Origin of the sequence: Achromobacter sp. UMC71 (assembly GCF_014170305.1) — a bacterium.
Taxonomy (GTDB): Bacteria; Pseudomonadota; Gammaproteobacteria; order Burkholderiales; family Burkholderiaceae_B; genus Achromobacter.
Window position 1 is genome coordinate 141,917 of the sequence record NZ_LZZT01000010.1, and the last position, 21,119, is coordinate 163,035.

17 protein-coding genes are annotated in these 21,119 nt (G+C 67.3%); 14 read left to right on the forward strand and 3 right to left on the reverse strand.

What is annotated here, in order from left to right; translation table 11 throughout:
- Positions 1-75: 75 nt before the first annotated feature.
- The 4 genes from A9974_RS04165 (at position 76) to A9974_RS04180 (ending at position 6,631) form a co-directional block, all read left to right on the forward strand.
- Positions 76-2,022, forward strand: a complete 1,947-nt coding sequence (locus tag A9974_RS04165; RefSeq protein WP_183002890.1) for a PhoX family phosphatase — start codon at positions 76-78, stop codon at positions 2,020-2,022.
- Positions 2,023-2,235: 213 nt separating this feature from the next.
- On the forward strand, positions 2,236-4,227 hold the full coding sequence (locus A9974_RS04170) for an alkaline phosphatase family protein (protein WP_183002891.1): 1,992 nt from the start codon (positions 2,236-2,238) through the stop codon (positions 4,225-4,227).
- Positions 4,228-4,247: 20 nt separating this feature from the next.
- Entirely contained in the window at positions 4,248-4,421 is a 174-nt protein-coding gene (locus A9974_RS04175; RefSeq protein WP_183002892.1) for a hypothetical protein, read from the forward strand.
- Positions 4,422-4,459: 38 nt separating this feature from the next.
- Positions 4,460-6,631 carry a phosphocholine-specific phospholipase C gene (locus tag A9974_RS04180; RefSeq protein WP_183002893.1) on the forward strand — a complete coding sequence of 724 codons (2,172 nt, stop codon included), beginning with the start codon at positions 4,460-4,462 and terminating at the stop codon, positions 6,629-6,631.
- 49 nt (positions 6,632-6,680) lie between these two features.
- On the opposite strand, the gene A9974_RS04185 is transcribed toward A9974_RS04180, so the two are convergent.
- Complete coding sequence (locus tag A9974_RS04185; protein ID WP_183002894.1) at positions 6,681-7,583, reverse strand: LysR family transcriptional regulator; 903 nt, start codon at positions 7,581-7,583, stop codon at positions 6,681-6,683.
- 154 nt (positions 7,584-7,737) lie between these two features.
- Here A9974_RS04185 and ggt point away from each other — a divergent pair, with 154 nt between their 5' ends.
- The 6 genes from ggt (at position 7,738) to A9974_RS04215 (ending at position 15,971) form a co-directional block, all read left to right on the forward strand.
- Positions 7,738-9,366: a gamma-glutamyltransferase gene (gene ggt / locus A9974_RS04190; RefSeq protein WP_183002895.1), complete on the forward strand. Its 1,629-nt coding sequence runs from the start codon at positions 7,738-7,740 to the stop codon at positions 9,364-9,366.
- A 35-nt stretch (positions 9,367-9,401) separates the two neighbouring features.
- A complete protein-coding gene (locus A9974_RS04195; RefSeq protein ID WP_183002896.1) occupies positions 9,402-10,916 on the forward strand; it encodes an ABC transporter substrate-binding protein in 1,515 nt (504 codons plus the stop codon).
- 129 nt (positions 10,917-11,045) lie between these two features.
- Positions 11,046-11,990 carry an ABC transporter permease gene (locus A9974_RS04200; RefSeq protein ID WP_183002897.1) on the forward strand — a complete coding sequence of 315 codons (945 nt, stop codon included), beginning with the start codon at positions 11,046-11,048 and terminating at the stop codon, positions 11,988-11,990.
- Entirely contained in the window at positions 11,987-12,865 is an 879-nt protein-coding gene (locus tag A9974_RS04205) for an ABC transporter permease (protein WP_183002898.1), read from the forward strand. The genes A9974_RS04200 and A9974_RS04205 overlap by 4 nt, the downstream gene beginning before the upstream one ends.
- Positions 12,866-12,879: 14 nt before the next feature.
- Positions 12,880-14,739 carry a dipeptide ABC transporter ATP-binding protein gene (locus A9974_RS04210; protein ID WP_183003099.1) on the forward strand — a complete coding sequence of 620 codons (1,860 nt, stop codon included), beginning with the start codon at positions 12,880-12,882 and terminating at the stop codon, positions 14,737-14,739.
- Positions 14,740-14,987: 248 nt separating this feature from the next.
- Positions 14,988-15,971, forward strand: a complete 984-nt coding sequence (locus A9974_RS04215) for a tripartite tricarboxylate transporter substrate binding protein (RefSeq protein WP_183002899.1) — start codon at positions 14,988-14,990, stop codon at positions 15,969-15,971.
- A gap of 52 nt (positions 15,972-16,023) precedes the next feature.
- On the opposite strand, the gene A9974_RS04220 is transcribed toward A9974_RS04215, so the two are convergent.
- A complete protein-coding gene (locus tag A9974_RS04220; protein WP_183002900.1) occupies positions 16,024-16,674 on the reverse strand; it encodes a LysE family translocator in 651 nt (216 codons plus the stop codon).
- A gap of 128 nt (positions 16,675-16,802) precedes the next feature.
- On the opposite strand from A9974_RS04220, the gene A9974_RS04225 reads away from it, so the two are divergent.
- The 4 genes from A9974_RS04225 (at position 16,803) to A9974_RS04240 (ending at position 20,377) form a co-directional block, all read left to right on the forward strand.
- Entirely contained in the window at positions 16,803-17,339 is a 537-nt protein-coding gene (locus A9974_RS04225) for a YaeQ family protein (RefSeq protein ID WP_006227381.1), read from the forward strand.
- 144 nt (positions 17,340-17,483) lie between these two features.
- Positions 17,484-18,083 carry a TetR/AcrR family transcriptional regulator gene (locus A9974_RS04230; protein WP_183002901.1) on the forward strand — a complete coding sequence of 200 codons (600 nt, stop codon included), beginning with the start codon at positions 17,484-17,486 and terminating at the stop codon, positions 18,081-18,083.
- Positions 18,084-18,209: 126 nt separating this feature from the next.
- On the forward strand, positions 18,210-18,908 hold the full coding sequence (locus A9974_RS04235) for an SDR family oxidoreductase (RefSeq protein ID WP_183002902.1): 699 nt from the start codon (positions 18,210-18,212) through the stop codon (positions 18,906-18,908).
- 50 nt (positions 18,909-18,958) lie between these two features.
- Positions 18,959-20,377 (forward strand): DHA2 family efflux MFS transporter permease subunit, encoded by a 1,419-nt coding sequence (locus A9974_RS04240; RefSeq protein WP_183002903.1) that lies wholly within the window; start codon positions 18,959-18,961, stop codon positions 20,375-20,377.
- A 31-nt stretch (positions 20,378-20,408) separates the two neighbouring features.
- Here the strand turns inward: A9974_RS04240 and A9974_RS04245 are convergent, their stop codons facing one another.
- Positions 20,409-21,029 (reverse strand): chorismate lyase, encoded by a 621-nt coding sequence (locus A9974_RS04245; protein WP_183003100.1) that lies wholly within the window; start codon positions 21,027-21,029, stop codon positions 20,409-20,411.
- Positions 21,030-21,119 lie beyond the last annotated feature (90 nt).

The following is a 21,119-nucleotide window of genomic DNA, read 5'->3' on the forward strand; positions in this document are numbered from 1 at the left end:
ACATGGCGTCTGTCTAGCATGCGTGCACGCTGCGGCGAAGCACCGCGGCATTGACCCTTCCCACAGGAAACAACGATGCAAGACACGACACACGCCAATCGCCGTCGCCTTCTCAAGATGCTCGGAGGCGCGCCGATGTTGCCGCTGGGCGGCGTAAGCATGGCCGCGCTGCTGGCGGGCTGTAATTCGAGCGACGACGACGATGACACGCCGGGCAACCCCAACAATCCGACCGTCACGTTCAAGTCCGCCTCGTTCACGTCGATGGCCGCGCCCTCGCTGGCCAATCCGGAACTGATGGCGCGCACGACGGTGGGCTCGTCCATGGTGCTGACGTTCAGCGATGGTTCCACCCGCAAGATCGACCTGGGCTACGAGCCTTTCTTCATGACGGGTGATGCGGTGCCGGACGGCAAGGGCGGCACCATCATCGCCGGCGGATATTTCGACAACACCGGCGCGCCCATCATGGACAACTCGGTGCCCGCCAAGGCCCGCGCGTTCTTCTCGAACTGCCCGGATGGCATGTCGCTCCTGAAGCTGGCCGCGCCCAAGGTGCCCGGCGTCAACGGCAACACCGTGTTCGCCGTGGTGCAGTTCGAATACCAGTCGATGGACCAGGCCGGCGCCGACATGTATGGCCGCCTGCCGTCGCCCATCGCCGTGCTGACCCTGGCGCAGGACCCGGCCACCGGCAAGCTCAGCCTGGTCAAGTACAGCAACGTCGATACCTCGCCGGTGAACGGCCTGTGGATCACCTGCGGCGCCAGCCTGTCGCCCTGGAACACCCACCTGTCCAGCGAAGAGTACGAACCCGACGCCACCGTCGCCAGGACGCAGGCGCAGTTCCAGGCCTACAGCCAGAACCTGTTCAACGACCCGAACAAGGCCAACCCGTACCACTACGGCCACATGCCCGAAGTGACGGTGAACCCGGACGGCACCGGCAGCATCAAGAAGCACTATTGCATGGGCCGCATCTCGCACGAGCTGGTCCAGATCATGCCCGACCAGCGCACCGCGCTGATGGGCGACGACGCCACCAACGGCGGCCTGTTCATGTTCGTGGCCGACCGCAAGGCCGACCTGTCGTCCGGCACGCTGTACGTGGCCAAGTGGGCCCAGACCTCGGGCACCGGCCCGGGCGCCGGCACGCTGACCTGGATCAACCTGGGCCATGCCACCAGCGCCGAAGTCAAGGAGTTGGCCGACCAGCTGACCGCGCCGGACATCATGGACGTGCGCACGGCCGATCCGGCCGACAACACGTTCACCAAGATTCGCTTCAGCGGCCGCGACAACTGGGTCAAGCTGATGCCCGGCCGCCGCCAGGCCGCCGCGTTCCTGGAAACCCACCGCTACGCCGCGCTGGTCGGCGGCACGCTGGGCTTTACCAAGATGGAAGGCACCACGGTCAACGCCAAGGACAAGATTGCCTACAGCGCCATGTCGCGCATCGAAAGCTCGATGATCGACGGCACCGTGCCTGGCATGAAGGTGCAGGCCAATTCGGCCGGCGCGGTCTACCAGCTGCACATGAAGGCCGGCCAGGTCGACACCAACGGCCAGGCGATCGACAGCGAATGGGTGCCGGTGGACATGGCCGCCGTGCCCGAGCTGGTCGGCGCGCCGATCACGCCGGCCGATGCGCTGGGCAACACCCACAACGCCGACAAGATCTCCAACCCCGACAACCTCAAGTTCTCGGAAAAGCTGCGCACACTGTTCGTGGGCGAGGACAGCGGCGGTCACGTCAATAATTTCCTGTGGGCGTACAACGTCGATACCAAGGTGCTGTCGCGCCTGCTGTCGTGCCCGGTGGCGGCCGAGTCCACCGGCCTGCAGGCGGTGGACGAGATCAACGGCTGGACCTACATCACCAGCAACTTCCAGCACGCGGCCGATTGGGGCGGCGTGCATGCGGTGGTGCGGCCCACACTGGAGCCGCTGGTCAAAGCCAACTACAAGGACGGCTTCGGCGCGTCGGTGGGGTACCTGACCGGCGTGAAGATCGGCGCCTGATCGGAGCGCCAAGGGCGGCTGGCGCGCGACGCCAGCCGCCGGTTTTTTGCAAAGGGGCCGGCACGCCGGTCCCTTTGCTTTGTTGCCGTCTGTGTCGCAACAGAAAAAATCCTGATCCGTCGATCAGCGATTCCTTTCTTTGCTTCATCCGTCGTTCACCTTGCAAAGCCACTATGTGGGCCACCACAAAGCGGGTTTCGAAAGGGAAAGAACATGCAGGTATGGAAGTGGAAGCGCTGGTGCGCGGCGCTGGCGGCCCTGGGCGCGCTGGCCGGTTGCGGCGGCGATGACAAGAACGATGACGACGCGGCCCCGCCGGCCGTGCAACCCGGCGGCGCTTCGGCCGCCAAGGTGCTGTTCATCGGCGTGGACGGCCTGACCTACGACGCCTATCGCCAGAGCGTGGCCGACAAGTCCCTGCCCAACCTGGCGCAACTGACCTCCACGCGCGCCTGGACCGGCGGTGTGACCGGTGGCGTCACGCAGCAACCGACCTTGCTGGTGCCCGGCTGGGCCACGCTCCTGACCGGCCAATGGGCCGACCAGCACGGCGTGCGCAGCAACGCAGCCAGCCAGGCGCCCAAGACCCCCACGCTGTTCCAGCGCATCAAGGCGGCCAAGCCCGCCGCGCGCACGGCGGCGGCCTTCAATTCGCCGTTGCTGGCCAGCCTGGCGGGCTACGACCGCGCTGCCGGCTATCTGCAAAGCCTGACCGACTGTGCCGGCGTGGACGATTGCGTCGCCAGCCAGGCGCGCGATCGCATCACCGAAGGCTATGACGTGGTGGTGGCGCAGTTCGGCGCATCGGAAAACGCGGCGCTGACCGCCGGCTTTGGCGCGGGCTACCAGGCCACCATCCGCCAGACCGACGCTGCCATCGGTGTGCTGCTGGCCCAGGTGGCCAGCCGCCGCGCCAGCAACCCCGACGAGAACTGGCTGGTGGTGGTGGCGTCCAGTCATGGCCTGGACCGCACCGGCGGCAGCGATGGCCTGCAGCAGTCGCTGAACAAGACCACGCTCCTGGCGCTGAACCGGCCGCAGCTGCTGGGCGGCAGCGCCGACGACGCCGCGGTCGACGGCATCTGGAACAGCGCCTGGTACGGCTTGCCCAGCGCGGCCGACGCCACGCCGACGGTGTTGGCGCACCTGGGCGCATTGCCGGCCGCCGGCCAGTACGACATGGCGGGCGCCGCCCTGACCGAGTCGGTGGCGCTGCGCCGCGCCGCCAGCCGCACGTCGATGGACAACAAGAGCGTGTCGCTGAACTGGACCCGCGTCGGCATCCCCACCGGCGAGGTCGTGATCGCGCGCGACGGCAAGGAGATCGCGCGCCTGCCGGGCACCGCCACCGATTATGTGGACACTGGCTTCTCGTTCACCACGGAAGGCGTGCATGAGCTGAACTACACCATCGCGGTGGGCAATGCGGTGACCGCGGTGCGCGCCACGGTGGTGTACACGGCTCCCGTGCCGTTGCTGCCGTCGCTGCGCACCGGCCTGACGATGCTGTTCCCGTTCGAGGGCAACCTGACGGACATCGCCGCCGGCGGCGGGGCGATCACCCCCTATGACGGCACGCAGGCGCCAGCGTTCGCCAACCAGGGCGTGTTCGGCAAGATGTTCCAGAACCAGCGCACCGGCGACCCCATCGGCGCCTTCAAGCTGGACTATCCGGCGGGCCTGCTCGATACCGTCACGGCCTTCACCATCGGCTTCTGGTACCAGTCCGACGGCACCGCCAATGACCGTTCGATCCTGGGCAACAAGGACTACAACTCCGGCGGCAACCCCGGCATCACCATCGCCCAGTGGGCCGGTCCCGAGCTGCGCTTCAACCTGGCCGGCGGCACCCGGGTCGACATCAACGGCGTGAAGTTCACGCCCAACAAGCCGGTCTACGTGGCGATGTCGGTCAACAAGACCACCAAGACCATGTCGGCCTATGTGTACGACCCGGAGCTGGGCTTCATCAGCCGCTCGACCCCCACCGCCGCGGTCGACCTGACCAAGATCGCCGGCCTGTTCGGCCCGCACCTCGGCTTGAACGAAGACGGCAAGGGCACCTATGGCGTGTGCTGCGCCGGCACCAAGGGCCCCTACACCATGTATTTCGACGACCTGGCGTTCTGGTCGCGCGCGCTGACCGAAGCCGAGGTCCGTTCGCTGGCCCTGTCCGGCAAGTCCGTTTCCGAACTGTTCCCCTGATGTTCCAAGGATAAACACACATGAATACTTCCCCGATCTTGCGCGCCTTCCTGCGCCTGGGCGCGGTGCTGATGGTCGCCGCCACCCTGACCGCCTGCGGCGGCGACAAGGACGACGACAGCGACAGCGGCAACCCCGGCAATCCGGGCAATCCGACCCAGCCCGTCAAGCCCCAATTGCGTTGCGCGCCCTGATAGCGGCGCCCCATTTCAGAATCCAAGGAATAGCATCCGTGACGTCCGATAAAGACCCGATCCACGCCGGCAAGCGCCGCTTCCTGCGCAACGCCGCCGCCTCGACCGCCGGCCTGACCGCCTTGTCGATGTTCCCGCCGGCCATCCGCCGCGCGCTGGCGATTCCCGCCAACAACCGCACCGGCACCATCAACGACGTCGAGCACGTGGTCATCCTGATGCAGGAAAACCGCTCGTTCGACATGTACTTCGGCACGTTCAAGGGCGTGCGCGGCTTCGGCGACCGTATCACCGTGCCGCTGCCGCAGAACCGCTCGGTCTGGGAACAGACCAACGGCACCCGCGTGGTGTTGCCCTATCACCTGGATAGCACCAAGGGCAATGCCCAGCGCGTGTCCGGCACGCCGCACGACTACCTGGACGCGCAGAACGCCTGGGACGGCGGCCGCCTGTACCAATGGCCCCGCTACAAGCAGAACCAGTCGATGGGCTACTACACCCGGCAGGAGCTGGGGTTCCAGTTCGCGCTGGCCGAAGCTTTCACGCTGTGCGATGCCTACCACTGCGCCACGCATGGCGGCACCAACACCAACCGTTTGTTCCACTGGACCGGCACCAACGATCCGCTGGCGCAGGGCAACGGCCCGTCGACCCGCAACCAGTGGGACGACTTGGGCGCCTCGACCATCGGCTGGAGCTGGAAGACGTATCCCGAGCGCTTGCAGGAGGCCGGCGTGACCTGGAAGGTCTACCAGAGCCTGCCCGATAACTTCACGGATAATCCGCTGGCGGGTTTCCGCCAGTTCCGCAAGGCCAATGAATTGGCCGGCAATGCCACAGACGGCTCGCCTTATCCGGCCTGGGCGCCGTCCATGGACGCGGCCAATCCGCTGTACAAGGGGACCGCCAACACCATGCCTGACGGCGGTTTCCTGCAGGCGTTACGCGATGATGTGGCCAACGGCTCCTTGCCGCAGGTGTCATGGATCGTGGCGCCTGCCGCCTATTCCGAGCATCCCGGCCCGTCGAGCCCCGTACAGGGGGCCTGGTACATCCAGGAGACGCTGAATGCGCTGACGGCCAATCCGGACGTCTGGAGCAAGACAGTGCTGCTGGTCAACTTCGACGAGAACGACGGCTTCTTCGACCACGTGCCGTCGCCTGCCGCGCCGTCGATCAACCCGGACGGCTCGATGGCGGGCGGCTCCACCGTCAGCACCGACATGGAGCGCCACACCCGTCCCTCTGCCCAGGACGCCGCCGACAACCGCGTCTACGGCCCCGGCCCGCGCGTGCCCATGTACATCGTGTCGCCCTGGAGCCGCGGCGGCTGGGTCAACTCGCAGGCGTTCGACCACACCTCGGTGCTGCGCTTCCTGGAAGCGCGCTTCGGGGTGCCGGAAAAGAACATCAGCCCCTGGCGCCGCGCGGTGCTGGGCGACCTGACGTCGGCCTTCAACTTCGCCACGCCCAACAACGAACAGCTGCCCAACCTGAGCCTGTTGACCCGCGCCCAGGCCGACCAGACCCGTAACGACCAGCAGGCGCTGCCGCAGGTGGCGTTGCCCGACACCGCCACCCAGGCCAAGCCCGCGCAGGAGACCGGCGTGCGCTTTTCGCGTCCCTTGCCGTATGAAATGCACACCAGCGGCCGGGCCCAGCCGGGCACCAGCGCCATGTGGCTGGTGTTCGCCAATACCGGCGCAGCCGCCGGCGTGTTCCACGTCTATGACCGCCTGCACCTGGACCGCCTGCCGCGCCGCTACACGGTCGAGCCCAACAAGCAGCTGGAAGGCAGCTGGGACACGGCCGCCGACGGCGGCAAGTACGACCTGTGGGTGATGGGCCCGAACGGCTACCTGCGCCATTTCGCCGGCGATCTGGCGCTGGCCCGCAGCGAGCAGCTCGATGCCGAGATCCGCGTTTGCTACGACGTGGCCAACGGCGATGTCTACGCCAGCTTCATCAACAGCGGCAAGAAGGCCGTCACCTTCGTCGTCACCCCGAACGCCTACTACACCAATAATGAGAAGTGGTCGTTCACCGTGCCGGCGGGCAGCCAGGTCGAGCAGTCGTGGGCACTGAAGTCCAGCGGCGCCTGGTACGACTTCTCGGTGCACCTGAATGAAGACCCCGCCTACCTGCGCCGCTTCGCCGGCCGGGTGGAAACGGGCAAGCCGTCGGTTACCGACCCGGCGATGGGCCTGTAGGGATCTGCCCCAGGCTTGACGGCCTGGGGCCTGCCGCCGTTGGCAGGCCCTAGCCGGCCACCTGCGGCCCGCGCGCCTTGAAGGCGGCGGCGCAGGCCTCGCAGATGGCCGCCGTGATGCCCTGGCGGGCATGTTCCCGCCGTTCCAGCATGCCGATGGCCCGCGCCATCGGGCCCAGGTCTTCGGGCAGCGTCAGGATCCGCAGCTCGGGGCTGGCGTGCCAGTTCGAGCCGTTGATCAGCGGCAGGAGCGTCACCCCGACTTCCTGGCGCACCAGTTCGACCAGGGTCTCGATCGCGTTCAGCTCCAGGAATTCGTTCAGCGGCACCGCCAGGCGCCGCAGCAGCCGGTCGATCTGCAGCCCGGTGCGCTGGGTGCGGTCGAACCGCAGGAACGGGTTGCCGGCCAGTACCTGGCGCGCATCGCGCCCGGGGGCCGACGGCGGGGCGATCACCACCAGGGGTTCTTCATAGAGCGGCACCCAGCGGGTGCTGGCCATCTTGCGGCCGGCTTCCACCAGGAACGCCGCATCCAGCTCGCCGTCCTCGACCTTGCCGGCCAGTTCGCTGGCCTTGCCCGACAGGATGCGCACGTCCAGCTTGGGATGGGCTTTTTTCATGCCCGACACCACCTTGGACAGGGTGCCCATGCAAGACACGATGCTGCCTACCGAAACCGACCCGGCCACCTCGCCCGGCGCGGTGCGCGGCAGCCTCATGCGGTCGTATAAATCCAGCAAGTGCTTGATTTCCGGTAGCAATTCCCGGCCGGCTGCGTTAAGAATGGCAAGACGCCCGCTGCGGTCGAATAGTTCCCGCCCCAGCTCGGTCTCGAGCGAGCGCATCTGGAAGCTGACGGCCGCCTGCGTCAGGGCCACTTGTTCGGCCGCTTCGGAAAACGATCCGTGGTGGGCCACGGCCAGGAACGTGCGCAGGAATCGGATGGTGCTCATCAGGGTGAATCCGGGGTTGAAGGCGAGGGCGATCCGTGCAGAAAAAGCGCTTGTTGATTCACAAAAATTTCTTTTATGAGCTAACAAAAAATCAAATTGATTTAATTAGATCACGAGAGTACCTTCGCGAGCTTACCTATCTGAGACAAGCGCCATGAAATCCTTCGACTGGGTCAACCCTTACCCCTCCGTCCGCATTCCGCTGTTCGCCCGCAACGTGGTCTCCACGTCGCACCCCCTGGCGGCCCAGGCTGGCCTGCGCATGCTGCTCAAGGGCGGCAACGCCGTGGACGCCGCCATCGCCGCCGCCGCCACGATCGTCCTGACCGAACCGGTGTCGTGTGGCCTGGGCGGCGATTGCTTCGCCATCGTCTGGGACGGCAAGGAACTGCATGGCCTGAATTCCTCGGGCGTGGCCCCGGCCGCCTGGAACGTCGAATACTTCAAGCGCAAGCACGGCGTGGGCGCCAACGGCCTGGCGATCCAGCCCAAGCGCGGCTGGGACTCGGTAACGGTGCCAGGCGTGGTCGCCGGCTGGTCGGCGCTGCACGAAAAGCTGGGCAAGCTGCCGTTCGAACAGCTGTTTGAACCCGCCATCGAGATCGCCGAGCGCGGTTACGCCGTGCCGCCCGTGGTGGCGCACAAGTGGGCCGCCGCCGCCAGCGAACTGAGCAGCCAGCCCGGTTACGCCCAGGCCTTCATGCCCGAGGGCCGTGCGCCCAAGGTCGGCGAACACTTCCGCTTCCCCGACGCCGCCAACACGCTGCGCCGCATCGCCGCCTCGCATGGCCGTGATTTCTACGAAGGCGAGCTGGCCGAACGCATCGCCGCTTTCGCCAAGGAATGCGGCGGCGCCATGACTCTGGAAGACCTGCGCGGCTACCGCCCGGAATGGGTCAAGCCGATCTCCCGGTCCTACCGCGGTTACGAACTGCACGAAATCCCGCCGAACGGGCAGGGTATCGCCGCGCTGATCGCGCTGGGCATCGTCGAACGCTTCGACATGGCCAGCATGCCGGTCGATTCGGTACAGTCGCAGCACGTGCAGATCGAAGCCATGAAGCTGGCGTTCGCCGACCTGTACAAGTACGTGGCCGACCCGCGCTCGATGGAAGTCACCCCCGAGCAGATGCTGTCCGACGACTACCTGGATAGCCGCGCCAAGCTGATCCGCCTGGATGGCGCCACCCATTTCGAGGCCGGCCGCCCGCACGCCGGCGGCACCGTCTACCTGACCGCCGCCGACGAAAACGGCATGATGATCTCGTTCATCCAGTCCAACTACATGGGCTTCGGCTCGGGCGTGGTCGTGCCGGGCACCGGCATCAGCATGCAGAACCGCGGCGTGGGTTTCTCGATGGATCCCAAGTCGGCCAACGTGATCGAAGGCGGCAAGCGCCCGTTCCACACCATCATCCCGGGTTTCCTGACCCGTGGCGGCAAGCCGGTGATGAGCTTTGGCGTGATGGGCGGCGATATGCAGCCCCAGGGCCACCTGCAGACGGTCGTGCGCATGATCGACTACCACCAGAATCCGCAGGCCGCCTGCTGCGCGCCGCGCTGGAAGGTCAACCGCGATTTCACGCTCGATATCGAGACCAATATGAAGGCTTCCACTATTGCGGGCCTGAAAGACCTGGGGCATCCTTTGAAATCGGTGGACGATCCGTACATGGATTTCGGCGCCGGCCAATTCATCTGGCGCATGTCCGAAAGCGACAACGAGCTGGGTTACGTCGCGGCCAGTGACAGCCGGCGCGACGGCCAGGCGGTCGGCTTCTAAAACGTGGCAGTGCAGCCTCAAGGGGAAAAAACACAATGAAACGCTTGACCATGACCTTCGGCGCCAGCCTCCTGGCGCTGGCCGCCGGCGCCGCGTGCGCCCAGAACATCCGTATCGGCCTGCAGGAAGATCCGGACGTCCTGGACCCGCACCGCGCCCGCACCTATGTCGGCCGCATCGTCTTCACCTCGCTGTGCGACAAGCTGGTGGACATCGATCCCAAGCTGCATTTCGTGCCGCAACTGGCCACCTCGTGGTCGTTCAGCCCCGACAACAAGGTGCTGACCTTCAAGTTGCGTGAAGACGCGCTGTTCCACGACGGCAGCAAGTTCGACGCCGCGGCCGCCAAGGCCAATCTGGACCGTGCCATGACGCTGCCCGACAGCTTGCGCAAGGGCGAGCTGGCTTCGGTCGAGAAAGTCGACGCGCCCGACGCCACCACGCTGGTGCTGACGCTCAAGCAGCCCGACGCCACGCTGCTCGCGCAACTGTCCGACCGCGCCGGCATGATGCTGTCGCCCAAGACCTTCGCCGACCCCGACGTGGCCTCGGTGGGCCGCAAGCCGGTCTGCTCGGGCCCGTACAAGTTCGTCGAGCGCATCCAGAACGACCGCGTCGTGCTCGAGAAATTCGACCAGTACTACGACGCCAAGGACTACGCCTTCAAGCGCATCACGTTCCTGCCCATTCCGGACACCACCGTGCGCCTGTCGAACCTGCGCGCCGGCGACCTGGACATGCTCGAACGCCTGAACCCGTCCGACGCGCCGCAGGTCAAGACCGACGCCAGCCTGACCTTCGCGCCGGTGGCCGGCCTGGGCTTCCAGCAGTTCATGTTCAACGTGGGCAACGGCAAGCGCGCCGAAGACAACCCGTTCAAGAACAAGCTGGTGCGCCAGGCGTTCCAGCTGGCCATCGACCGCAACGCCATCAACGACGTGGCCGGCGGCGGCATCTTCGAGCCGGCACAGCAGCCGTTCCCGCCCGCCAGCCCGTATCACAGCGACAAATTCCCCGTGACCAAGCGCGACGTGGCCCGCGCCCGCGCGCTGCTCAAACAGGCAGGCTTTGACCGCGTCAAGGCCGAGGTCATGTTCGGCAACAACACCACCACCTCGTCGGTGGCCGAAATGGTGCAGGCCATGGCGTCCGAGGCGGGCTTCGACCTGTCGCTGCGCCCCACGGAATACGCGGCCCTGCAGAAGGAATCGGCCGGCGGCAACTTCCAGGTCGTGATGCTGGGCTGGTCGGGCCGGGTCGACCCGGACGGCAACATCCACACGTTCGTCACCTGCAAGGGCGCCCTGAACGACGGCCATTACTGCAATCCGGAAGTCGACAAGCTGCTGAACGAGGCGCGCACCGTGCCGGATGAAACCAAACGCCGCGCCATCTACGACCAGGCGCAGGCCATCATCCAGGACGAGCTGCCCGGCGTGTACAACTACTACCAGCCGTGGCCGTTCGCGCTGGCCAAGAAGGTCAAGGGCTTCGTGCCTTACCCGGATGGCATGATCCGCCTGAAGGGCGTGACGTTCGCGCAGAAGTAATCGGGGCGCGGCGGTTCGCCGCCGCGCCTGCCGGCCGCGCTTGCTCGGCCGGTTGTTCCCCGCGGTGGCCGCGCGCCTGGCCCGATGGGCCTGGCTCCGTCCGCCGCTTTTGTTCTACGGTTTTCCCACATGCTTAAACTTATCTTGCGCCGCGTGATCGTCGCGATACCGACACTGATACTGGTGTCGATGATCGTCTTCATGCTGCAGAAAATCCTGCCCGGCGACGCGGTGCTGACCATGGCCGGCGAAGAGCGCGATCCCGCCGTGCTGGACTACCTGCGCGAAAAATACCGCCTGAACGACCCGCTGCCGGTGCAGTACGTGGCCTGGGCGACCCAGGTGGTGCAGGGCGACCTGGGCAAATCGCTGCGCACCGACGTGCCGGTGACCACGCTCATCGCCCAGAAGCTGCCGGTGACCCTGCAACTGGCGGCGATGGCCATGTTCTTCGCCCTGCTGGTGGGCATTCCCATGGGCATCGTGGCGGCCGTGCGCAAGGGCAAGCCGATCGAGATGGGCGCCAATATCGCCGCGCTGTCCGGCATGTCCATCCCCAATTTCTGGCTCGGCATCATCCTGATCATGGTGGTGTCGGTGCAATGGAAGCTGTTGCCGGCGTCCGGCTACGTCTCGCCATTCGAGGACTTCTGGCTGTCCATCAAGACCATGCTGATGCCGGCGCTGGTGCTGTCCACCGCCATCGCTGCCTACCTGATGCGCCATACCCGTTCGGCCATGCTCGAAGCGCTGTCGGCCGATTATGTGCGCACCGCGCGCGCCAAGGGCGTGTCGCCGCGCCGGGTGGTGCTGCGGCACGCGCTGCGCAATGCCCTGATGCCCATCGTCACCCTGGTGACGCTGCTGTTCGGCGAGTTGTTGGCGGGCGCCGTGCTGACCGAACAGGTCTTCACGATCCCGGGGTTCGGCAAGCTGGTGGTCGACGCGGTGTTCACGCGCGACTACGCGGTGGTGCAGGGCGTGGTGCTCTGCGTCGCGGTCGGGTTCATCCTGATGAACCTGCTGGCCGACATCCTGTACATCCTGGTCAATCCCCGCCTGAGGCACTCATGAGCGCACTTCCTGCAACGGCCGCTGCCGTCACGCCGCCCCGCAGCCGCAATCGCGCCTGGGGCAAATTCAAACGCAACCACGTGGCCATGCTGGGCCTGGGCATCGTCGCGTTCTTCGTGCTGCTGGCGCTGCTGGCGCCGCTGATCGCCAACCACGATCCGTTCCAGACCAGCTTCACGACCATCCGCCGCGCGCCGTCGGCGTCGTACTGGCTGGGCACCGATGAACTGGGCCGCGACATCTTCAGCCGCATGGTCTATGGCGCGCGCGCCTCGCTGATGGCCGGCCTGGTGTCGGTGCTGATCGCGCTGGCCGTGGGCGTGCCGTTCGGCCTGGCTGCCGGCTATTTCGGCGGCTGGACCGACAGCTGCATCTCGCGCGCCACCGAAGCGCTGCTGGCGATTCCTTTCCTGATCCTGGCCATCGCGCTGGCGGCCTTCCTGGGGCCCAGCCTGATCAACGCCATGATTGCCATCGGCGTGTCCGCGGCGCCCAAGTTCGTGCGGCTGACGCGCGGCCAGGTGCTGGCCGTGAAAAACGAAGACTACGTCCAGAGCGCCCGCGCGCTGGGCGCCTCGGACTTGCGCATCATCGCCCGGCACGTGTTCCCCAACGTCATGCCGCCGCTGATCGTGCAGGCCACCATCACCATCGCCACGGCCATCATCGCCGAGGCCAGCCTGTCGTTCCTGGGCCTGGGCCTGCAGCCGCCGAACCCTTCGTGGGGCTCGATGCTGAACACCGCCAAGAACTTCATGACCCAGGCGCCCTGGATGTCGATCTTCCCCGGATCGGCCATTTTCCTGGTGGTGCTGGGCTTCAATCTGCTGGGCGACGGGCTGCGCGATGCGCTGGATCCCCGTCAGGAAAAATGATCACCATGGCAACAATGGATTCCAAACGCGTCGTCCAGGTCAATGACCTGACCGTGCGCTTTACGACCCCCGAACGCACCGTGGAAGCGGTGCGCAACGTGTCGTTTCACGTCGACCGCGGAGAAACGCTGGCCATCGTGGGCGAGTCCGGCTCGGGCAAGTCCGTGACCTCGCTGGCGCTGATGCGCCTGGTGGAATACGGCGGCGGCAAGATCGTCAACGGCGGTATGCTGCTGCGCCGGCGCAGCGGCGACGTGCTGGATCTGGTCAACGCCCCCGATAGCACGCTGCAACGCGTGCGCGGCGCCGACGTGGCCATGATCTTCCAGGAGCCCATGACCTCGCTCAACCCCAGCTTCACGGCCGGCAACCAGATCGCCGAAGCCTTGCAGCTGCACCAGGGGCTGGACGCCGCGGCTGCGCGCGCCGAAACGCTGCGCATGCTCGAACGCGTGCGTATCCCCGAGGCCCGCGCCATCCTGGACCGCTATCCGCACCAGTTGTCCGGCGGCATGCGCCAGCGTGTCATGATCGCGATGGCGCTGTCCTGCAAGCCGCAGCTGCTGATCGCCGACGAACCCACCACGGCGCTGGACGTCACCATCCAGGCGCAGATCCTGCAGCTGATCCGTCAGCTCCAGGAAGAAATGGACATGGGCGTCATCTTCATCACCCACGACATGGGCGTGGTGGCGGAAGTGGCCGACCGGGTGCTGGTCATGTACCGCGGCGACAAGGTCGAAGAGGGCGGTTCCGACGAGGTCTTCGCGCGGCCGCAGCACGCCTATACCCGCGCCTTGCTGTCGGCCGTGCCGCGCCTGGGCGCCATGCACGGCACCGACGAGCCGGCGCCATTCCCGCTGCTCAAGGTCGAGGAAGCGGCGCATCAGGCCCTGCCGGACGCCACGCCCGTGGCGGCGCCGTCCACTGTGCGCCGCGAGAACGGCCCGGTGTTGAAGGTACGCGACCTGACCACCAGTTTCGATATCACCGGCGGCATCCTGGGCCGGGTGCAAAAACGCGTGCACGCCGTCGAAAAGGTCAGCTTCGACCTCTATCCCGGCGAAACCCTGTCGCTGGTGGGCGAGTCCGGCTGCGGCAAGACCACCACCGGCCGTTCGCTGCTGCAGCTGGTCAAGAGCCAGGGCGGCTCCATCGAATTCGACGGCCAGAATATCGGCGCGCTGCGCGGCAGCGCCATGCAGACGCTGCGCCGGCACATCCAGTTCATCTTCCAGGATCCCTTCGCCTCGCTCGATCCGCGCATGACGGTGGGCTATTCCATCATGGAACCGCTGCTGATCCACGGCGTGGCCCGTGGCCGCGCGGCCGAGGAGCGGGTGCGCTGGCTGATGGACAAGTGCGGCCTGGTGCCCGAAATGATCGACCGCTATCCCCACGAGTTCTCGGGCGGCCAGCGCCAGCGCATCTGCATCGCGCGCGCACTGGCACTGAACCCCAAGGTCGTCATCGCGGACGAATCGGTGTCGGCGCTGGACGTGTCGATCCAGGCGCAGATCGTGAACCTGCTGCTGGACCTGCAACGCGAACTGGGCGTGGCGTTCCTGTTCATCTCGCATGACATGGCGGTCGTCGAACGCGTCAGCCATCGTGTGGCGGTGATGTACCTGGGGCAGATCGTGGAAATCGGCCCGCGCCGCGCCATCTTCGAAAACCCGCAGCATCCCTATACCAGGAAGCTGATGGCGGCGGTGCCCATCGCCGATCCGCAGCGGCGCCACCGTGAACGCTCGCTGCTGGTCGACGAGATTCCCAGCCCGATGCGCAAGCTGGGCGACGACCCGCTGGTCGAGCCCCTGGTGCAGGTCGGCGAAGGGCATTTCGTGGCCCGTCACGCTATCGGCGTCTACTGATCCGCCTGATCCCGCCGCCGGTTCGTCCGGCGACGTCCCAACGCGGCCGGACATTCATCCGGCCGCGTTTTGCTTGGTTTTGCGGAGGTTGCGCCGCGGAGGTGGCCCGGCGCATGCCGCCGTGAACTTCGCTTCGCTATGAAACAAATATATCGGGGTAATCATTAATGGATCAAACGTTTCATTAGCCCCTACCATGGACGCCGTGGTCGAGCCTGAGGCCGGCCGGGATGATCCAGGGGGAATCCATGTTGCACCGATATGTGAAACGTTGTGCCGCGCTGCTGTCCATCGGCGGGGCATTCTTGCTGGCGCCGACCAGTCATGCGCAGGACTATCCGTCGCGGCCGATCCGGCTGGTGGTGCCGTCGGCCGCGGGCGGTTCGCCCGACACGGTGATGCGCCTGCTGGCGCAAGAGGTGGGCAAGCGGCTGGGGCAAACGCTGGTGGTCGAAAACAAACCAGGTTCGTCCGGCATCGCCGGCATCCTGGACGTCTACCGCGCCGCGCCCGACGGTTACACGCTGGGCTATGCCAACAACGTCACGCTGGCGATCAACCGCAGCACCTTCAGCCAGCTGCCCTACGATCCGCAGAAGCTCACGCCCGTGATCTTCGTGCTGAAGGTCGCCAACGTGCTGGCTGTCAACCCGGACATGCCGGTAAAGACCCTGCCCGAATTCATCGACTACGTGCGCCAGCATCCCGACAAGGTCACATTCGCTTCGCCCGGCCAGGGCACGTCCGGCCACCTGACCGGTGAAATGCTGGCGCAGGCGTCATCGCTGCGGATGGTGCACGTGCCGTACCGGGGCAGCCCGGCGGCCACGACCGACGTGATCGGCGGGCAGGTCGACGCCATCTTCGACAACACCATCAGCATCACGCCGTACATCCGCTCGGGCAAGCTGCGGGCGCTGGCCTCGACCGGCTTGCAGCGTTCGCCGCAGTTTCCGGACCTGCCCACGGTGGCCGAGGGCGCCTTGCCCGGTTTCGAAGGCGTGGCCTGGGGCGGCATCGTGGCCCCGCCGGGCACGCCGGCCGTCATCGTCGACCGCCTGAACCGCTGCTTCAACGAGGTGCTGGCCGATCCGGCCGTGCGCGACCGGCTGGTGACCCTGGGCAACGACGAAATCGTCGGTGGCGCGCCGCAAGCGCTGGCGGACTATGCCGAGAAGGAAACCGTGAAATGGGCCGACGTGGTGCGCGCGGCCAAGTTGCCGGTGCAGTGACGGGGCTGTGCTGACGCCGGTGTGGCGGCAGCGCGCGGGCAGGCCTTGCGCGTCAGCGCTTTTCCAGCGCCAGTTTCACCCCGAAGGCGATGAACACCGCGCCGGTCATGCGATCCAGCCCGCGCATGACCGCGGGCCGCGACAGCCAGCGCGCCAGCGGCCGGGTCGCGGCCACCAGCAGCGCGAACCACGCCACGCCCAGCAGGGCATGAATGCCGGCCAGCAGCAGGCTGAAGCGCAGCACATCCGCGCCGGCGGGAATGAACTGCGGCAGGAACGTAATGTAGAACACGCCCACCTTGGGATTGAGCGCATTGGTCAGGCAGCCGCGCGCGAACCAGCCGACGGCGCTGGCGCTGGCCGGCGCGGGCGCTGCGGCCGTCTCGCCGGCGCTGGTTGTCTGGCGGCGGCCGGGCAGGGTGCGCCACAGCAGCTTGGCGCCCAGGTAGAACAGGTACACGGCCGCGCACAGGCGCAAGACGTCGTAGGCCAGCGTGGACACCGCCAGCAGCGAACCCAGGCCCAGCGCCGCAATCGCGCCCCACAACAGGCAGCCGGCGCAGATTCCCAGGCCAGCCATGAAGGCGCGGCGGCCGCCCTCGACCGCGGCGGTGCGCAGCACCAGGGCGGTATCCAGCCCCGGCGTGAGGGTCAGGATGGCGGCGGCCAGGGTAAAGGCGAGCAGGGCGGCGGTGGCGGTCATGGAATGTTGCCGTTCAGGAAAGGATCGCCGGCGGCGCACCGGCCAAGGGCGTCAGTGTAGCGCCGGGGCTGCCAGGCGGTATCATGGCGGCCTTCAGCAATTCGCTTTATTTCAACGGATTTTTCGCCATGGCCCTGCGCGCCACCATCTACAAGGCCGAGCTCAATGTGGCCGACACCGACCGCCACTACTACGGCAGCCATTCGCTGACCGTCGCCCGCCACCCCTCCGAAACCGACGAGCGCCTGATGGTGCGCCTGGTTGCCTACGCGCTGCACGCGCAGGAAGAGTTGGCCTTCACCAAGGGCCTGAGCGACACCGACGAGCCGGACCTGTGGGTCAAGGACCTGACCGGCGCGGTCAAGCTGTGGATCGAAGTGGGCCAGCCCGAAGAGCGCCGCATCCTGCGCGCCTGCGGCCGCGCCGACGAGGTGATCGTGTATTGCTACGGCGGTTCGGCCAGCAAGATCTGGTGGGACGGCGTGCGCAACAAGCTCGAGCGCACCCGCAACCTCAAGGTCATCAACCTGCCGTCCGATCAGACCCGGGCGCTGGCCAAGCTGGCCGAGCGCACCATGCAGCTGAACGCCAATATCTCGGACGGCATCGTGTATTTTTCCGCCGACAAGGGCGAGGTCAGCGTCGAGCCCGAGGCCTGGCGCTGAAGCGTCAACGGGAACGGCCCCGTGGCGCGGGCACGACGCCGACCCCCGCCGGTTGTTGAAAAATAGTGCATCGCAACAAAAAACACGTGCAAAGCGCACGGACCGGATTTATATTACGACCATCATATTCAAGGAGTCCCGATCATGGCCGGCCCCGTCTCCCGCAAAGAGATCTCCCACGAGCGCATCGTGGAAGCGGCCGCGCGCGCGATCCGGCGCGAAGGGTATGCCGGCGTGGGCGTGGCTGATGTCATGAAGGAAGCCGGGCTGACGCACGGCGGTTTCTACGCGCATTTCCCGTCGCGCGACGCCATGCTGGCGGCCGCGATGGAGCGTGCCGGCCGCGATGGCGCCGCCCGCATGGCGCAAAGCATGGCGCGCCGCCGGGCCGAAGGCGCCAGCCCGCTGCGCGCCCTGGTCGACAGCTATCTATCGGAAAAGATGCTGGTCAGCTGCGAGCTCGGTTGCCCGGTATCCGCGCTGGCCTCCGAAATGCCGCGCCAGTCGGCCGAATTGCGGGAAGTCTCCGCCGTCCGGGTGCTGGGGCTGGTGCAGGCGGTGCGGCAAGTGCTGCCTGCCGGTGCCGGCGAGCACGCGGCCATGGCCATCACCAGCAACCTGGTGGGCGCCATGCAGCTGGCCCGCGCCCTGGGCGACAACGCGCAGGGCAGGCAGATGCTGGAGGCCGCCCGCAAGTCCATCCTGGATCAATACGACACTGAAGCCCGGCAAGCGTCCCATTGACGCCCGCCAACCCTGGCCGCCGTCCGCGGCCTTTTTAACCGTCTTGAATATGATGATCATCATATTTATATAACCGGACCCCGTAATGGGCCCTTGCAGCGCAGCGAAACCCGAAGGAAATCCATCATGCAACTGAAGAACGCAACCGTACTGATCACCGGCGCCAACCGCGGCATCGGCCTGGCATTTGCCCGCGAGGCGCTGGCCCGCGGCGCCCGCAAGGTCTATGCCGGCGCGCGCGATCCCGCCAGCGTCACGCTGCCAGGCGTGCAGGCCATCAAACTGGACGTCACCCGCGACGACGACGTGGCCGCGGCGTCGGCGCTGGCCAGGGACGTGACCCTGGTCATCAACAACGCCGGCATTGCGGACTTTGGCGGTTTCCTGGCCAAGGACAGCATCGCATCCGCCCGCCGCCATTTGGAAACCAACCTGATCGGTTCGTTGCGGGTGGCGCAGGCCTTCGCGCCGGCGCTGGCCGCCAACGGGGGCGGGGCGCTGCTCAATGTGCTGTCCATCGCCAGCTGGATCAACCGGCCGAGCCTGGGCGTGTACGGCATGAGCAAGTCGGCCGCCTGGGCCCTGACCAACGGCCTGCGTCACGAACTGCGCGAGCAGGGCACGCAGGTGTTGGCGCTGCATATGGGTTTTGTGGACACCGACCTGACTCGCGACCTGGACGCTCCCAAGCTCAGCCCCGATGACGTGGTCAAGCAGGCGTTCGACGCGCTCGAGGCCGGGGCGAAAGAAGTGCTGGCCGACGTGCAGACCCGCCAGGTCAAGCAAGGCCTGTCCGCCGAGCAGGCTTCCTACCTGCAAGCGTAACGGGCGCCTATTCAACCGACTATCCCAGCAGCCTCTCCGAGTCTCCCGCCATGCACTCCCATGTACCCTCCGCGGCGGCCCAGCCCGCCGCCGCGCCGCCCGCGGCCGCTTCCCCCTGGCCGATCTTCTGGATCGCCAGCGTCGCCGTCTTCCTGGTGTCGCTGGACGCGACCATGCTCTACGCCGCGTTCAGCGCCATGCGCGCCGGCTTTCCCGAGGCCTCGGCCGCCGACATGTCGTGGGTGCTCAACGCTTATACGGTGGTCTACGCGGCCATGCTGATTCCGTCGGGCGGCCTGGCCGACACGCATGGGCGCAAGCGCATGTTCATGATCGGCGTGCTGGTGTTCCTGGCGGCGTCGGCCGCTTGCGGCCTGGCCGGCAACGTGGGCTGGCTGATCGCCGCGCGCGTGGCGCAGGCGGTGGGCGCGGCGCTGCTGACGCCGGCGTCCTTGTCCATCGTGCTGGCGGCGTTCCCGGCCTCGCAGCGTTCGGTGGCGGTAAGCCTGTGGGGCGCGGTGGCCGGCCTGGCGGCGGCCGTCGGCCCCAGCCTGGGCGCGTTCGTGGTGGACGCCGCGGGCTGGCCCTGGGCGTTCTACATCAACCTGCCGCTGGGCGCGCTGTCGCTGTGGTTCGGCGCCTCGCGGCTCAAGGAATCGGTGCGGCCCGAGGCGCGCCGCCGCGTCGACGGCGTGGGCATGGCGTTGTTGATGGTGGGCGTGGGCGCGGTGGCGTTGTCCATCGTGCAGTCCGAATCGCCGTCCTGGACGCGCGGCGAATTGTGGATGGTGGCGGCCGTGGGGCTGGTGTCGCTGGCGGCCTTCGTGGGCTGGGCGCGCACCACGCCGCATCCGCTGGTGGACCTGGCGCTGTTCAAGCACCGCACCTACCGCTACGTGAACCTGGCCACGCTCAGCTTCGGCATCGCGTTCGCGATGATGTTCTTCGCGTTCTTCTTCTACATGACGGGCGTCTGGCACTACAGCCTGCCGCGCGCCGGCCTGGCCGTCACGCCGGGGCCGTTGCTGGTGATGCCGACCGCGATCATCACGGGCAAGCTGGCTGCCCGCATGGGGCACCGGCCGTTCCTGGTGGGCGGGGCGCTGGTCTACGCGGCCAGCGGCCTGTGGTTCCTGCTGGTGCCGGGCGCCGAACCCGCTTACCTGGCGCACTGGCTGCCGGGGCTGATCCTGAGCGGGCTGGGTGTGGGCATGGTGCTGCCGTCATTGGCCGGCGCGGCGGTCAACCGCCTGCCGTCGCAGCACTACGCCGTGGGCAGCGCCGTCAATCAGGCGACGCGCCAGATCGGCGCGGTGCTGGGCGTGGCGCTGACGGTGCTGCTGCTGGGCAAGGGCTCGCTGAGCCATGCCGACTTCGATCCGCTGTACATCGCGCACGTGGGGCTGGCGTTGCTGACGGCCTTGCTGTGCCTGGCCGTGGATACCCGGCCGCGGCCCGCGCATGCCTGAACGCGCGGCGGGCGCGCGCCCCGCCGCAATGTCAGCGCGGGGTGCGCTGGTGCGGCACCAGCGGCGGCGCCTGGCGGCCGGCGATCAGTTTCCAGAAGTCCGGCAGGAAGCATTCCGCCACCAGCAGCGGCTGGCCCTGGCGCCAGAACACCGAACGGCGGGCCCAGACGCGGTCCGCGTCCTGGCCGCGTCCGCCGGCCGCCAGCGCTGTGGCGGCGGTGGCGTGGAACGGCACGGGCGAGGCCAGGCGGCGGCAGGCGAACGGCGAACGGATGACGGTGCTGTCGTGATAAAGCATGTCGGCCAGCGGCCGCGTCAACAGCCGGCGCATGCCTTGCCAGGCGCCGTGCGAAGCGCGCAGCGGCGTCAGGCTGCGCGCCGGCACGCTGTCCACGCCATTGACGGACATCAGCACCTCGCGCACCCAGACGGGCGAGCCGGGCGCGATGCGCATGGCGCGGGCTTCGTCAGCCGGCGCGCCGGTGGCGTATTCGGCCAGCACCCGCAGGCGCACCTGGCCGACCTGGCGCAGGCCGGCGGTCAGTGCGCCGGGACGGAACAGCCAATGGCGCTGGGCCAGCGACAGGACGGGCGGCGCGCCGGCCAGCCAGCCGGTCGCCAGGGGAGGGTGATGTGCTGCTGCTAGGTTCATCATGGCTGCGTATTATGCCAAGGGGCGTGCGCGGATTCGCGCCCCGGACCTGTGGCCGATTGCCGCAGGGGGGCGCGACGGCGATGCGCG

Bases quoted from the DNA above. Each gene is read 5' to 3' on its own strand.
- A9974_RS04225 (WP_006227381.1), top strand. From the start codon at position 16,803: ATGGCCCTGCGCGCCACCATCTACAAGGCCGAGCTCAATGTGGCCGAC.
- A9974_RS04185 (WP_183002894.1), bottom strand. From the start codon at position 7,583: ATGAGCACCATCCGATTCCTGCGCACGTTCCTGGCCGTGGCCCACCAC.
- A9974_RS04195 (WP_183002896.1), top strand. From the start codon at position 9,402: ATGAAACGCTTGACCATGACCTTCGGCGCCAGCCTCCTGGCGCTGGCC.
- ggt (WP_183002895.1), top strand. From the start codon at position 7,738: ATGAAATCCTTCGACTGGGTCAACCCTTACCCCTCCGTCCGCATTCCG.
- A9974_RS04175 (WP_183002892.1), top strand. From the start codon at position 4,248: ATGAATACTTCCCCGATCTTGCGCGCCTTCCTGCGCCTGGGCGCGGTG.
- A9974_RS04165 (WP_183002890.1), top strand. From the start codon at position 76: ATGCAAGACACGACACACGCCAATCGCCGTCGCCTTCTCAAGATGCTC.
- A9974_RS04235 (WP_183002902.1), top strand. From the start codon at position 18,210: ATGCAACTGAAGAACGCAACCGTACTGATCACCGGCGCCAACCGCGGC.
- A9974_RS04205 (WP_183002898.1), top strand. From the start codon at position 11,987: ATGAGCGCACTTCCTGCAACGGCCGCTGCCGTCACGCCGCCCCGCAGC.
- A9974_RS04215 (WP_183002899.1), top strand. From the start codon at position 14,988: ATGTTGCACCGATATGTGAAACGTTGTGCCGCGCTGCTGTCCATCGGC.
- A9974_RS04240 (WP_183002903.1), top strand. From the start codon at position 18,959: ATGCACTCCCATGTACCCTCCGCGGCGGCCCAGCCCGCCGCCGCGCCG.
- A9974_RS04245 (WP_183003100.1), bottom strand. From the start codon at position 21,029: ATGAACCTAGCAGCAGCACATCACCCTCCCCTGGCGACCGGCTGGCTG.
- A9974_RS04230 (WP_183002901.1), top strand. From the start codon at position 17,484: ATGGCCGGCCCCGTCTCCCGCAAAGAGATCTCCCACGAGCGCATCGTG.
- A9974_RS04210 (WP_183003099.1), top strand. From the start codon at position 12,880: ATGGATTCCAAACGCGTCGTCCAGGTCAATGACCTGACCGTGCGCTTT.
- A9974_RS04200 (WP_183002897.1), top strand. From the start codon at position 11,046: ATGCTTAAACTTATCTTGCGCCGCGTGATCGTCGCGATACCGACACTG.
- A9974_RS04220 (WP_183002900.1), bottom strand. From the start codon at position 16,674: ATGACCGCCACCGCCGCCCTGCTCGCCTTTACCCTGGCCGCCGCCATC.
- A9974_RS04170 (WP_183002891.1), top strand. From the start codon at position 2,236: ATGCAGGTATGGAAGTGGAAGCGCTGGTGCGCGGCGCTGGCGGCCCTG.